This window comes from Singulisphaera chitinilytica (assembly GCF_049331405.1).
In the GTDB taxonomy this organism is placed as follows: domain Bacteria; phylum Planctomycetota; class Planctomycetia; order Isosphaerales; family Isosphaeraceae; genus PoT.
This window is the reverse complement of the sequence record NZ_CP186274.1, coordinates 7,971,081-7,983,781: the sequence shown is the minus strand read 5'-3', so window position 1 is coordinate 7,983,781 and position 12,701 is coordinate 7,971,081. Positions and strand designations below refer to the sequence as shown.

10 protein-coding genes are annotated in these 12,701 nt (G+C 63.9%); 8 read left to right on the top strand and 2 right to left on the bottom strand.

All coding sequences use genetic code 11. The annotated features are described in order from the left end of the window. Positions 1–23: 23 nt before the first annotated feature. Positions 24–986 carry a 4-hydroxy-3-methylbut-2-enyl diphosphate reductase gene (gene ispH, locus ACOYYX_RS31170; RefSeq protein WP_422926572.1) on the bottom strand — a complete coding sequence of 321 codons (963 nt, stop codon included), beginning with the start codon at positions 984–986 and terminating at the stop codon, positions 24–26. 200 nt (positions 987–1,186) lie between these two features. Here ispH and pyrR point away from each other — a divergent pair, with 200 nt between their 5' ends. The 7 genes from pyrR to ACOYYX_RS31135 all read left to right on the top strand — a co-directional run bounded on the left by pyrR (position 1,187) and on the right by ACOYYX_RS31135 (position 8,056). Then, on the top strand, positions 1,187–1,732 hold the full coding sequence (gene pyrR, locus ACOYYX_RS31165; RefSeq protein WP_422926571.1) for a bifunctional pyr operon transcriptional regulator/uracil phosphoribosyltransferase PyrR: 546 nt from the start codon (positions 1,187–1,189) through the stop codon (positions 1,730–1,732). 87 nt (positions 1,733–1,819) lie between these two features. Then, positions 1,820–2,824, top strand: a complete 1,005-nt coding sequence (locus ACOYYX_RS31160) for an aspartate carbamoyltransferase catalytic subunit (protein WP_422926570.1) — start codon at positions 1,820–1,822, stop codon at positions 2,822–2,824. Further along, complete coding sequence (locus ACOYYX_RS31155) at positions 2,821–4,149, top strand: dihydroorotase (RefSeq protein WP_422926569.1); 1,329 nt, start codon at positions 2,821–2,823, stop codon at positions 4,147–4,149. Before ACOYYX_RS31160 ends, ACOYYX_RS31155 begins: the two co-directional genes overlap by 4 nt. Positions 4,150–4,246: 97 nt before the next feature. Next, complete coding sequence (locus ACOYYX_RS31150; RefSeq protein WP_422926568.1) at positions 4,247–4,876, top strand: NYN domain-containing protein; 630 nt, start codon at positions 4,247–4,249, stop codon at positions 4,874–4,876. A gap of 138 nt (positions 4,877–5,014) precedes the next feature. Continuing rightward, positions 5,015–6,265 (top strand): ADP-forming succinate--CoA ligase subunit beta, encoded by a 1,251-nt coding sequence (gene sucC / locus ACOYYX_RS31145; RefSeq protein ID WP_422926567.1) that lies wholly within the window; start codon positions 5,015–5,017, stop codon positions 6,263–6,265. A gap of 87 nt (positions 6,266–6,352) precedes the next feature. Further along, on the top strand, positions 6,353–7,234 hold the full coding sequence (gene sucD / locus ACOYYX_RS31140) for a succinate--CoA ligase subunit alpha (protein ID WP_422926566.1): 882 nt from the start codon (positions 6,353–6,355) through the stop codon (positions 7,232–7,234). Positions 7,235–7,480: 246 nt separating this feature from the next. After that, complete coding sequence (locus ACOYYX_RS31135; protein WP_422926565.1) at positions 7,481–8,056, top strand: NUDIX domain-containing protein; 576 nt, start codon at positions 7,481–7,483, stop codon at positions 8,054–8,056. 124 nt (positions 8,057–8,180) lie between these two features. Here ACOYYX_RS31135 and ACOYYX_RS31130 read toward each other — a convergent pair whose 3' ends face one another. Beyond that, positions 8,181–8,942, bottom strand: coding sequence for a peptidoglycan recognition protein family protein (locus ACOYYX_RS31130; protein WP_422926564.1), 762 nt, complete (start codon positions 8,940–8,942; stop codon positions 8,181–8,183). Positions 8,943–9,616: 674 nt separating this feature from the next. Between ACOYYX_RS31130 and leuS the strand changes: the two genes are divergently transcribed. Then, positions 9,617–12,439 carry a leucine--tRNA ligase gene (gene leuS, locus ACOYYX_RS31125; RefSeq protein ID WP_422926563.1) on the top strand — a complete coding sequence of 941 codons (2,823 nt, stop codon included), beginning with the start codon at positions 9,617–9,619 and terminating at the stop codon, positions 12,437–12,439. Positions 12,440–12,701: the final 262 nt, after the last annotated feature.

The following is a 12,701-nucleotide window of genomic DNA, read 5'->3' as shown; positions in this document are numbered from 1 at the left end:
GTGGTTCGGAGAGATTCCTCGCATCAGCTCCCGACTCGCGAGGACGCGGTGCCTGCGGGCAAGAGTTCGCGGAGCGACTTCGGCAGCGGGAAGTGCACGTTCTCCTCGCGAACGATCTCTTCCTGGATCGTGGCACCGTAGCGGCTCTGGAGGTACTCGACGCACTCCTGGACAACGTCCTCGGGGGCGCTGGCCCCTGCGGTGATCAACACGGTTTCAGCGTCCTCGAACCACTCCGGCTTGGTCTCGGCAACCCCGTCGATGAGGTGGGCGTGCGGACCGAGGGCGTTGGCGATCTCGGCGAGGCGCTTACTGTTCGAGCTATTCTGGCTGCCGAGCACCAGGACCACATCCGCACGCTTGGCCAACTCGCGGACGGCTTCCTGACGATTCTGGGTGGCGTAGCAAATGTCATCCTTGGGGGGATTCGTAATCTGCGGAAAACGCTTGCGGAGGGCCGTGATGACCTGATTCGCGTCGTCGACGCTCAGGGTCGTCTGGGTGAGATAGGCGAGTTTGGTGTTCTCGGGGAGTTCGAGGCGTTCGACGTCCTCGGCCGTTTCGACCAAGACCATCCGCTCGGGGGCTTCGCCCATGGTCCCGATCACCTCGTCGTGTCCCTCGTGGCCGATGAGGATGATGGTGTATCCTTCCTTCGCGTACTTGACGGCCTCGAGGTGGACTTTTGTCACGAGAGGGCAAGTCGCGTCGATCGCCCGGAGGTTGCGTTTCCTGGCCTGTTCGCGGATCTGCGGCGAGACGCCGTGGGCGCTGTAGAGCAGGGGAGCCCCTGCGGGGACTTCTTCCAGCGACTCGACGAAGATGGTCCCGCGACGCAGGAAACGTTCCACGACGTACTTGTTGTGGACGATCTCGTGGTAGACGTAGAGGGGGGCACCGAAGAATTCGAGAGCGCGCTCGAGGCTCTCGATCGCCATGTTGACCCCCGCACAGAAACCTCGGGGATTGGCCAAAATGATCTTCATCGCGGGGGCATCCTCCGGCGGGGATCGAATCCTTGAAGGCCTTATCCTAAGCATTTTGCTCAATGGCGAAAAGGCTGAGAGGCAACCAACTTTGTGATCTCAAGTTCGCATCGGTTTGCTTGCAAGAGGATGATTGGGGTGCTACGATCCCAAGCCGAAGGCAGGACGATGGTTCGACCTTCCCCGAGGGACGCGATTCTATGACCGATCGAGAAACTCGCCTCTGCGATGCGGACGCGCTGGCGAGCCTCCTGGACAGCATGGCCCGCGGGATTGTCGACGGCAGGCGATCCGGCGTTCCTTTGCGATTGGTCGGGATCCGGAACCGTGGCGTCCCCATCGCCGAGCGACTGGCCGTTCGCCTCAGAGACCTGCTCGGCGAGGAGGTCCCGGTCGGGGCGGTCGACATCACCCTGTACCGCGACGACTTTGGCCATGCCGAGCGCTGGCCGGTCCTCCACGGGACCGAGATCCCCTTCGACGTCGAGAATGCCGAAGTCGTGCTGGTGGATGATGTGCTCTTCACCGGGCGAACCGTCCGCGCTGCCCTGAACTCAATTTGCGACCTCGGCCGTCCCGCTGTGGTCCGCCTCGCCGTACTGATCGATCGAGGCTACCGCGAGCTGCCGATCCAGCCGGACGTCGTCGGCCTGCACGTCAGCACCGAGCTTGGCGAACGCGTCCACGTGCGGGTATCCCCCGTCGAACCTGTTGATGAGATTGTCCGGATCGCCCTGAACGACTGAGATGAGCCCCTTCGCCGATTCTCGCATCCCGCCCGAATGGAGTGGGGTGGGGTCCGGTGCAACGGGGCTGGGAGCTCGACCACGTCCATGGAACCCCAAGCCGCGTCCACAAATCCTGTGGCCTGGTCCCGAAAGCACTTACTCGGCCTCGAGGACCTCTCGAAGGCCGAGATCACGGGCATCCTCGACACGGCCGACTCCTTCCTCGAGGTCTCCTCGCGGAGCCGAAAGAAGGTGCCGACGCTCCAGGGACGTGTGGTCTTCAACCTCTTCTTCGAGAACTCGACCCGGACCAGGACGAGCTTCGACCTTGCCGCCAAGCGGCTCTCGGCCGATACGCAGGACTTCTCGGCCAGCGTCTCCAGCCTCTCCAAGGGGGAGACGTTCATCGACACGGCCAGGAACATCGAGGCCATGGGGGCCGACGTGATGGTGGTGCGGCACCCGACCCCGGGCGCCCCGCATCTGCTGGCCCAGCACGTCCAGTCGTCGATCATCAACGCGGGCGACGGGGCCCACGAGCACCCTACGCAGGGGCTCCTCGACCTGATGACGATCAGGCGCAAGAAGGGGAAGGTCGAGGGATTGACCGTCGGGATCGTCGGCGACATCAGCCACTCCCGCGTCGCCCGGTCGAATATCTGGGGCCTGCTCAAGCTCGGGGCACGGGTGATCCTCTGCGGCCCGCCGACGCTCGTGCCCAGGAGCATGGAGCGCCTCGGCTGCGAGGTTGCCCACCACCTCGATCAGATCCTTCCCCAATGCGACGTGGTCAACGTCCTCCGCATCCAGCTCGAGCGACAGCAGAAGGCGCTCTTCCCGTCGATTGCGGAGTATTCTCAGCTCTATGGGATGACCCAGGAGAGGGTCAGGCGCGGCAAGGACGACCTCTTAGTCCTTGCCCCCGGCCCGATCAATCGCGGGGTCGAGCTCACCCCTGAGGTCGCCGACGGACCGAATTCGGCGATCCTCGACCAGGTGACGAATGGCCTGGCCGTGCGGATGGCCGTGCTTTACCTCCTGAGCGGTCGCATGAACGCGCGCCGGTCGACCACGGAAGAAATCCTCGGTGACATGGCGGCAACGAAATGAAAGGGGTCCCTGAGTTGGCGACGATCCACATCACGGGGGGGCGAATCATCGACCCCAGCCAGGAGATCGACCGGATCGGCGACCTCTGGATCAGCCGGGGCCATGTCCTCCCGTTCGGCGAAGGCTATGACGAGGCCGAGGTCGTCATCGATGCGCGAGGGCTCATCGTCTGCCCCGGCCTCATCGACGCTCACGTCCAGTTCCGCGAGCCGGGAAACGAGGAGGATGAGACGATCGCCTCCGGGGCCGAGGCCGCACTGGCCGGGGGCGTCACCTCCGTCGCCTGCATGCCCAACACGCAGCCCGCCATCGACAACCAGGCCGCCGCCGAGTTCGTGGTCCTCCTCGCCCAGCGAGCCCGCAAGGCCAACGTCTATCCGGTCGGTGCCGTCTCCAAGGGGCGCAAGGGGGAAGAGTTGGCCGAGATCGGCCAGCTCGTCGCAGGAGGTGCGGTCGGGTTTAGCGACGGTGGGACGCCTGTGGCTTCCGCCTCATTGATGCGTCGGGCGCTCCAGTACGCGTCCATGTTTGATCGCGTGATCATGCAGCACTGCCAGGTCCCCGAGTTGACCCTCGGCGGCGTGATGAACGACGGCTATGAGTCGACTCGGCTGGGCCTTTCCGGCATGCCCGCGGCCGCCGAAGACATCATGGTCGCCCGGGATATCCGGCTCGCCGAGATCACCGGCGGGCGGCTCCACATCCAGCACATCTCGACGGCCCGCTCGGTCGAGCTCGTGCGCGAAGGGAAACGTCGCGGAGTCCGCGTCACGGCCGAAGCCTGTCCCCACCATTTCACGCTGACCGACGAAACTCTCCAGGCGTTCGACTCGAATTACAAAGTGAATCCGCCACTCCGGACCTGGAGCGACATCGAAGCCGTCATCGGCGGCTTGAAGGACGGTACGATCGAGATCCTGGCCTCCGACCATTCGCCGCATGCCCCCGAGAAGAAACTGAGGGAACTCGACCAGGCCCCGTTCGGGATCGTGGGCCTAGAGACGCTAATCCCGATCACGGTGCATGGCCTGATCGAGCCGGGGCACCTCGATTGGCCCGAGGTCATCCGCAAGCTCACGGTCAATCCCGCGAAACTCCTGGGGATCGGCAAGGGTACGCTCGCTCCGGGCGCTGAGGCCGACGTGACGCTGATCGACCCCGAGGCTCGCTGGGAGGTCGACCCGGCCCAGTTCCGCTCGAAGAGTCGGAATACCCCTTATGGCGGGTGGAAGGTCAGGGGAAGGGCGCACACGGTGATCGTCAGCGGTGAGGTGCGGTACACGCTCGGCGGGATCGTGCAGGCCGGGGCTCGCATCGCATCTTGATCGATGGGGGCTTGTGGGAAACGGGTGGACGGGCGAAACTAGATAGATCCTCTCCGATGACCTTGTTCGATGCCTCGTCCCCCGCGCCGTGTGCCCGATGCGTTTCCTGATCGATGGTTATAATTTGATGCATGCGCAGGGGCTCATGGGGAAGCGCTTCGGCCTCGACGGCTTTCGAAAGGCGCGGACCCGGTTCCTCAACGACCTCCACGACGGCCTCGGGCCGATCGAGGCTCACCTGACGACGGTGGTCTTCGACGCGCTCGATCCCCCCCGCGAACAGCCTCGCGAGATGAAGCACAAGGGGATCTCCGTCATCTATGCCGTCTCGGAAGACAGCGCGGACGATCGGATCGAACAGCTCATCGCCAAGCATTCCTCCCCCAAAAACCTCTCCGTGATCTCGAGCGACAACCGCATCCGCATCGCCGCGTCCCGGAGGAAGGCCAAGGTCTTCTCGGCCGACGAGTTCCTCGAGTTCCTCCAGTCCCGACGCCGGCAGCGCGAGGAGCCCTCGAAGCCGCTTAAGCCCGAGCCGCCCCGCGAACGACTCCTCTCGGAGGCAGAGTCGGCCTTCTGGCAGGAGGAGTTCCGCTCCCTGGAGGAACTCCCGGAGACCCGCGAAGTCTTCCAGAACCCCCTGGGAATCCCCACGGATGCGGAGATCGCCGAGATCGAGCGGGAGATCGAGCGCGAGTTCGAACGCCGGTACGGCAAAGACATTTGATATTCTGGCAAATCCCCGACGGCTCGGGCCCGCTTGGGTCTGGCCGACGGGGGAAGTCCTATGGTAAAAACGCCCCCGGGTGTGGCTGGCCCGTGCGGAGCTCCGAATCGGTAACCAACCAGCAGGAATCAGGCGATCATGAAAGTTCACGAGTATCAGGCCAAGGATCTCCTCAAGGCGGCCGGGGTCGCGGTCCCCGCGGGGATCGTCGCCACGACTCCGGAAGAGGCCGGCGCGGCCTTCGACGAGTTGGGTGGGGGCCTGATTGTGGTGAAGGCCCAGGTCCATGCGGGGGGTCGCGGCAAGGGCGTGGCCATCGACGCCAATGCCGACCGAGACGAGGCTCTCGAGATCGCCAGCGGCAAGAAACCCAGGCCCGAGGGCATGGCCAAGGGCGTCCAGTTGGTGCAGTCCCGCAAGGCGGCCGTCGACGCGGCGGCGAGCCTCCTGGGCAAGACGCTGGTCACCTACCAGACCGGCGCCGAGGGTAGCCCGATCAACAAGGTCCTCGTGACCGTCGGCCACAACATCGCCCGCGAGCTCTACCTGGGCCTTGCGGTCGACCGCGGGGAGCAGAGCCCCGTCCTCATGGTCTCGACCGAAGGCGGCGTCGAGATCGAGACGGTCGCTCACGAGACGCCCGAGAAAATCCATCGCGAGACGGTCGACGTGGGCCTCGGCCTCGCCGGGTTCCAGGCTCGCAAGGTCTGTCACGTCCTTGGCCTGAAGGGTGAGACGGCGAAGAAGGGGGAGATCTTCTTCAAGAACTTCGTCAAGCTCTTCATCGACCTGGACGCCTCGCTCGCCGAGATCAACCCGCTGATCGTGACCGAGGACGGCGACGTCCTGGCCCTCGACTGCAAGTTGAATTTCGACGACAACGCCCTTTTCCGCCACAAGGACATCGCCCCGCTCCTCGACCCGGCCGAAGAGGATCCGGCCGAGTTGCGAGCCGGCAAAAGCGGGCTGAGCTACGTCAGCCTCGACGGCAACATCGCCTGCCTCGTCAACGGTGCCGGCCTCGCCATGAGCACCATGGACCTGATTAAGTTCCATGGCGGCGAGCCTGCGAACTTCCTCGACGTGGGCGGTGGCGCGAGCAAGGACCAGGTGCTGGAAGGGTTCCGCATCCTGCTGGCCTCGCCGACGGTGAAGGCCGTCCTGGTGAACATCTTCGGCGGGATCATGAAGTGCGACATCATCGCCTCCGCCATCCTCGCCGCCTACGACGAGATTGATTTCCGGGTGCCCCTGGTCGTCCGTCTCGAAGGGACGAACGTCGAGGCCGGCAAGAAGCTGATCGAAGAGAGCGGTCGCAAGATCATCACGGCCACGGGCCTGACCGACGCCGCGCAGAAAGTTGTCGCCGCCGCCAAGGGGGCCGTCTGATTTCAGGCCTGCGGCCCTTCGCGTGCGGATCGCACCGGGCCGAGGGATGGTCGGGATGTCTTACACTCGCTACTCAGGATCCGACGAATGAGCATTCTGGTTGATAAGAATACGCGTCTGATCTGCCAGGGCATCACCGGCAAGGCGGGCGCGTTCCACTCCGAGCAGTGCCGCGACTACGGGACGAACCTGGTCGGGGGCGTGACCCCCGGCCGCGGCGGCGGGAACACCCTGGGCGTCCCCGTCTTCGACACCTGCTACGAGGCCGTGAAGGCCACCGGCGCCAACGCCTCGATGATCTTCGTGCCGCCGCCGGGCGCGGCCGACGCGATCCTCGAAGCCGCCGACGCGGGCATCCCGCTGATCATCGCGATCACCGAAGGGATCCCCGTCCTCGACATGGCCAGGGCGGTCGCCTACCTCAAGGCGCATCACCCCAAGACCCGCCTGATCGGTCCCAACTGCCCGGGCGTCATCACCCCCGGTCAGTGCAAGATCGGCATCATGCCGGGCTATATCCACAAGCCGGGCAACGTGGGCGTCGTCAGCCGCTCGGGCACCCTCACCTATGAGGCCGTCTGGCAGTTGACCAACCTTGGCATCGGCCAGAGCACCTGCGTCGGCATCGGCGGCGACCCGGTCAACGGCACCGACTTCGTCGCGGCCCTCCGCATGTTCCAGGCGGACCCCGACACCGAGGCCGTCCTGATGATGGGCGAAATCGGCGGCAACGCCGAAGAGCAGGCCGCGGCCTTGAAGAAATCGGGGGAGTTCACCAAGCCCCTCGCCGCGTTCATCGCCGGCCAGACGGCTCCTCCCGGCAAGCGGATGGGCCACGCCGGTGCCATCATCTCCGGCGGGTCGGGCAAGGCTTCCGACAAGATCGCGGCCCTCGAAGATGCCGGTATCCGGGTCGCCAAGAGCCCGGCCGACATGGGCGTCACCCTCCAGGCCGCCCTCAAGGATTGATCGGAGGATCGCTCCGGCGATTCTAGCTACATGCCCGGGGAGTCTTTGATCGGGGCCCTAGCGCTTCGCTTCTCAGGCTCTTCGGGCGTTGGCGATGTTGGGAAGGCTTGTTACTGGACCATGCGATTCCTCTCGTGGATCGCCGGCCGATCACCTCGTTCATACTCACTTCCTCTCAACGGCGTATCTACCGGTTCCGTCGACTCAGGAACCGAGGTCGCCGACGCCCGAACCGGGATCCACTCGATGTCCGACGAAGAGCGCCATAACCCGTGGACGACTCTGAGCACTCGGGTCGTTTACGACAATCTCTGGATTCAGGTGCGCGAGGACCAGGTTCTCCGGCCCGATGGCCAACCAGGCATCTATGGCGTCGTCCACTTCCGAAACAAGGCCGTCGGCGTCCTTCCGGTGGATGACGAGGGGCGGATCTGGCTCGTCGGGCAGTATCGCTATCCGGTCGGCGGATATTCGTGGGAGATCCCCGAAGGGGGCGGGAACGAAGACGAGCCGATCGAGGATACCGCACTCCGCGAGCTTCGTGAGGAGACCGGCTTCAAGGCAGGGCGGCTCGAATTGATCTCCACGACCCATCTCTCGAATTCGGTCAGCGACGAGATCGCGTACGTCTTCCGGGCCACCGACCTTATCCCCGGCGAGAGCGAACCCGAGGGGAGCGAACGCTTGCAGGTGAAGCGAGTGGAATGGTCCGAAGCCTGGCAGATGCTTCAGCGCGGCCAGATTACCGACTCGATGAGCGTGATCGCCTTGCTAAATGAAGCGGTCCGACGAGCCACTCATCCGAATGGCCATCAGTTTTGATGGGTGTTTGTGTCGCAGGTGGGAAGTCAGGAAGGGTGAGTCGAAGTTGCGCGAGACAGGCGAGGTGAGCAGACTTGATTCGGTCGATAGCAAATTCAACGGCAAATGCAATCAATGGAATGGTTCAACGTAAGGCCAGATTGCTCGAACCAAGGATAGCCTGGGCGGGGAAGTGCTTGCCGGGACAGGCGGTCGGGGAATTGGCGAGCTGGGCGTGGCTGCCCATGTGGTCGGCGGGGATTGAATAGCGTTGGCCCAGGTAGCTCACGAGGGCCTTGGCCGCGGCGATCTGACGAGGTGTCGGGGGCTTGTCGTCGAGGTCGCCGACCAGGCAAATTCCGATGCCGTATTCATTGACCTCGGGCGTCTTGCCGTTGCGGCAGTGGACGCCGTGCTTCTGGTTCGACCAGCGCTGCGAGACCTCGATCTGACCGTCGGGGCTGCCGGTCCCGTTGCCGATGATGAAGTGGTACCCGCAGCCGTTCCAGCCGAGCGTTTTGCGATGCTCGTGGTCGATCTGGTCGTAGTTGCCGACCTCATTGGCGCTGTGATGGAGGACCACATACTTCCAGGGCCGCTCCGATTTGGGCGGCAGGAAGAGGTCCTCCGGGTCGTTCACGTACGACTTCAATTCGTTGGTGAGCCCCGCCTGACGCAGCCTCACTGAGGGGCTGCGTCGGTTCTTCTGGGCCGAGGACTTCTGCGGCTTCACCAGGGATGCACCCTTCTCGGAGGGCGTGATCGGTCCGAGGTCGAGCGGCGGCTCACCGCCGGGCGACGGGGGCGAGCTCGATCGACCGCCGAAAGGAGCCTCAACAGCGGGGCCGGGGCCAGGCTCGGCGCTCGGGGTCGACTCGATCACTTCGGAGCTGCCGCCGGGCGTCACGGTTGTCCGAGGTCCGACCGTAGTCGTCGACGATCCGCAATCCGCGCCCTGGCAATCGTTCGGGACGAGGGTGGCGGGGCGGGCCGGAGACACGAACACGGGTCGGAGCGAAGTACGACGACCGCTGCAGCCAACGGTCGATAGTACAATCAATGTCGGTACCAGGAAAAGCGCCAGGCGGCGAGTGCGCACCGCGATCGGGGCCGACGTATGCGGTTCCATGAATCCATCTCCATTTCTGGGTTCAGGGGAAGCTGTGACGACTTGTCAGTGCGGACGCCAACTAGTGCAAGCGGAGTGCCGAAGAATCATGAATGCCTCGAGATTGGCGTTCCCCAAAAACCCGGCTTTCGACTCAAGTCTACACGGCGATTGGCCGATGGGCGAAAATCCGCGAAAGATTTCAGGAAATTTCCTCAAGCTGTGAACACGATCCGACGACGGCGATTTGTAGAATCGTCCTCGTGACGGGTCAAAGTCTTCAAACGCCCTGTTGCGACTGATGCCAGCCGGAAACTCACCCTATCTTCCGTCCCCCGGACGATCTTGCGGCCGCTGGCAAGGCCCGGCTGATCACGTTATTCTGGATGTCGCGATGAGGAGCCCCCGAACATGCGGAGGGCTTTTTTTGTCGTTAGGTCGAGTGTTTCGAGCTGCGGTGAGGGAGCGTCGGTATGCCTGCGTATCACGTGCATCGGATCGAACGGAAATGGCAAGCGTACTGGGAACAGAACAAGACGTTCCGCACGCGAGACTTCGTCCCCGGCAAGCCGAAGCACTACGTCCTCGACATGTTCCCGTATCCGAGCGGGGCGGGCCTCCACGTCGGCCATCCCGAGGGCTACACGGCGACCGACATCATCTGCCGCTACAAGCGGATGCGAGGCTTCAACGTCCTGCACCCGATGGGCTGGGATGCCTTCGGACTCCCCGCCGAGCAATATGCGGTTCAGACCAACACGCATCCTCGAATCACGACGCAGAAGAATATCGATAACTTCCGGCGCCAGATCAAATCGCTCGGCTTCTCGTATGACTGGGATCGCGAGGTCGACACCACCGATCCCGGCTACTACAAATGGACGCAGTGGATCTTCCTCCAGATCTTCAATACTTGGTACGACCCCGACTTCGAGTGGAACGACCCGCAAGGCAACGCTCGAAAGGGGAAGGGTCGCCCCATCGCCGAGTTGCCGATCCCCGAGGGGACAGCCAACCCCGATCTCTACCGCGACTCGAAGCGTCTGGCCTATCGCGCGGAGGTCCCCGTCAACTGGTGCCCCGAGTTAGGGACCGTCCTCGCCAATGAGGAAGTCATCGACGGGAAGAGCGAACGCGGCGGCTATCCCGTCATCCGGATGCCGCTCAAACAGTGGATGCTTCGCATCACCGCTTACGGCGACCGTCTCTCCGACGACCTCGAGATCGTCGACTGGCCCCGCGCGATCAAGGAGATGCAGCGCAACTGGATCGGCCGTAGCGAAGGTGCCGAGGTCGACTTCTACGTCGGCAGTGACTCTGCGGGTTGGAAGTCCGGTCGCAGCTCCCAGGGCTATCCCGAACAGTCGACCGAGGACGTGATCCGCGTCTTCACGACTCGCCCCGATACCCTCTTCGGCGCGACCTACATGGTCCTCGCGCCAGAGCATCTCCTCGTCGACCGTCTGACGTCGCCCGAGAATCAAGAGGCGGTCGCCGCTTACCGAAAGTCGGCGAGCAACAAGAGCGACCTCGACCGTACCGACCTCGCCAAGTCCAAGTCCGGCGTCTTCACGGGGGCGTACGCCATTAATCCCGTGAATGGCGAGCGCGTCCCCATCTGGATCGCCGACTATGTTTTGATGGGCTACGGTACCGGCGCCATCATGGCCGTCCCCGGCCACGATACGCGTGACTTCGACTTCGCCACGACCTTCGATCTGCCGATTCGGCGGGTCGTCGCGTCGAACGTCGAAGATGCCGCTAAACCGCTCGAGTCGGCCGAGGTCGAACTTGGCGTCGCCGTCAATTCCGCCACCGCAGAGTTGAGCCTCGACGGCAAGCCTACCCCCGAGGCGAAGTCCGCGATCACGGCCTGGCTCTCCGAGCGCGGGCTCGGCCGGAAGACGGTCAACTACAAGTTGCGAGACTGGCTGTTCAGCCGCCAGCGATATTGGGGCGAACCGTTCCCCGTCCTGCTGGGGGAAGGAGACACCGTCAAGGGCCTCACGGACGCAGACCTTCCGGTCCTGCTGCCGGACCTGGAAGACTTCCGGCCGTCGGGCAAGCCCGAGCCCCCGCTGGGCAAGGCGACGGATTGGGTCAACTATTCCGAGGCATACCGCCGCGAGACGAACACGATGCCCCAGTGGGCGGGTTCGTGCTGGTACTTCCTCCGCTACCTCGACCCCGAGAACACGGAGAAGGCATGGGAACCTGAGCTGGAAAAGGCCTGGATGCCCGTCGACCTCTACATCGGCGGGGCCGAGCATGCGGTGCTCCACCTCCTCTATAGCCGCTTCTGGTACAAGGTGCTCTACGACCGTGGTTATGTGAGCACCCTTGAACCCTTCCAGCGCCTGGTCAACCAGGGCATGATCCTCGGTGAGACCGAATACACAGGTTATCAGGACGGGGTCGGGGGCTGGGTTTCGTCGAGCCAGGTTGCGGAGCGGGACGGGATCCAGGTCGACAGCAAGAAATCGACGCCCGTCAAGGCGGTGAAGGTCGAGCCCGATCAGGTGACCAAGAAGGGGGAAGGCTTCGTCCTGACCGCCGACGAGTCGATCCGGATCGACGCCCGCGCCCACAAGATGTCGAAGGCCCGGGGCAATGTCATCAATCCCGACACAGTCGTCGAGGAGTATGGTGCGGATAGCCTGCGACTCTACGAGATGTTCATGGGCCCGCTCGAGGCTGTGAAGCCCTGGAGCATGAAGGGAGTCGAGGGAGTCTACCGTTTCCTGAGTCGCGCCTGGCGAATGATCGTGGATGCCGAGGCCGAGGAGATCGTCCTCGATCCGAGGGTCCAGGACGTGCCTCTAACTCAGGATCAGGCCAAGCTTGTAGCTCGCACCATCGCAGCCGTCGGCGACGACTTCGACGGCCTTCGCTTCAACACGTCGATCAGCCGCTTGATGGAGTTCACGAACGCCTTCACCGGCCAGGACGTTCGGCCGAAGGCAGCGATGGAGGCCTTCACCCTCCTGCTCGCACCTCTGGCTCCTCACATCGCCGAGGAACTCTGGGAGATCCTTGGCCACAAGGAGTCACTGGCTTACGAGTCCTGGCCGACCTTCGACCCCGCGCTCCTCGTCGATGATGAGGTCGAGGTCCCCGTCCAGGTTAACGGCAAGCTCCGCAGCCGCGTGGTCGTGCCGGCCGACGCCAACCGCGATGCCATCGAGTCCGCCGCCAGGGCCGACGAACGGGTCGCGTCCTCGATCCAGGGGAAGACCGTTCGCAAGGTCGTCGTCGTCCCCGGCAAACTCATCAACTTCGTCGTGACCGACAACTGAGCGAACGTCGGTACCGGACAACCCGTTGATAGCGGCGAGTCTTCGAGAGCAGGGCGTCCTGTGATCGGAGACTCGTCACGTTTCTGCTCCGTGGAAATGAAGAGCCGGGGCTCAATCACTCATGCCTCGAGGTCGGGCGAGTGTGGAATGAGCGGGGGTAGCAGTCACGCTCTCGAGTTGAGAGGTAAAATTAACGACCTGGGATCCGTCTCGACACGCGAGTCCTGACTCACCCGGGGACTGAGGCCTAACGGCGGCTCGA

What these genes read in the sequence shown, in the direction of transcription:
- ispH (WP_422926572.1), bottom strand. Translation starts at nt 986, where the DNA reads ATGAAGATCATTTTGGCCAATCCCCGAGGTTTCTGTGCGGGGGTCAAC.
- pyrR (WP_422926571.1), top strand. Translation starts at nt 1,187, where the DNA reads ATGACCGATCGAGAAACTCGCCTCTGCGATGCGGACGCGCTGGCGAGC.
- ACOYYX_RS31160 (WP_422926570.1), top strand. Translation starts at nt 1,820, where the DNA reads ATGGAACCCCAAGCCGCGTCCACAAATCCTGTGGCCTGGTCCCGAAAG.
- ACOYYX_RS31155 (WP_422926569.1), top strand. Translation starts at nt 2,821, where the DNA reads ATGAAAGGGGTCCCTGAGTTGGCGACGATCCACATCACGGGGGGGCGA.
- ACOYYX_RS31150 (WP_422926568.1), top strand. Translation starts at nt 4,247, where the DNA reads ATGCGTTTCCTGATCGATGGTTATAATTTGATGCATGCGCAGGGGCTC.
- sucC (WP_422926567.1), top strand. Translation starts at nt 5,015, where the DNA reads ATGAAAGTTCACGAGTATCAGGCCAAGGATCTCCTCAAGGCGGCCGGG.
- sucD (WP_422926566.1), top strand. Translation starts at nt 6,353, where the DNA reads ATGAGCATTCTGGTTGATAAGAATACGCGTCTGATCTGCCAGGGCATC.
- ACOYYX_RS31135 (WP_422926565.1), top strand. Translation starts at nt 7,481, where the DNA reads ATGTCCGACGAAGAGCGCCATAACCCGTGGACGACTCTGAGCACTCGG.
- leuS (WP_422926563.1), top strand. Translation starts at nt 9,617, where the DNA reads ATGCCTGCGTATCACGTGCATCGGATCGAACGGAAATGGCAAGCGTAC.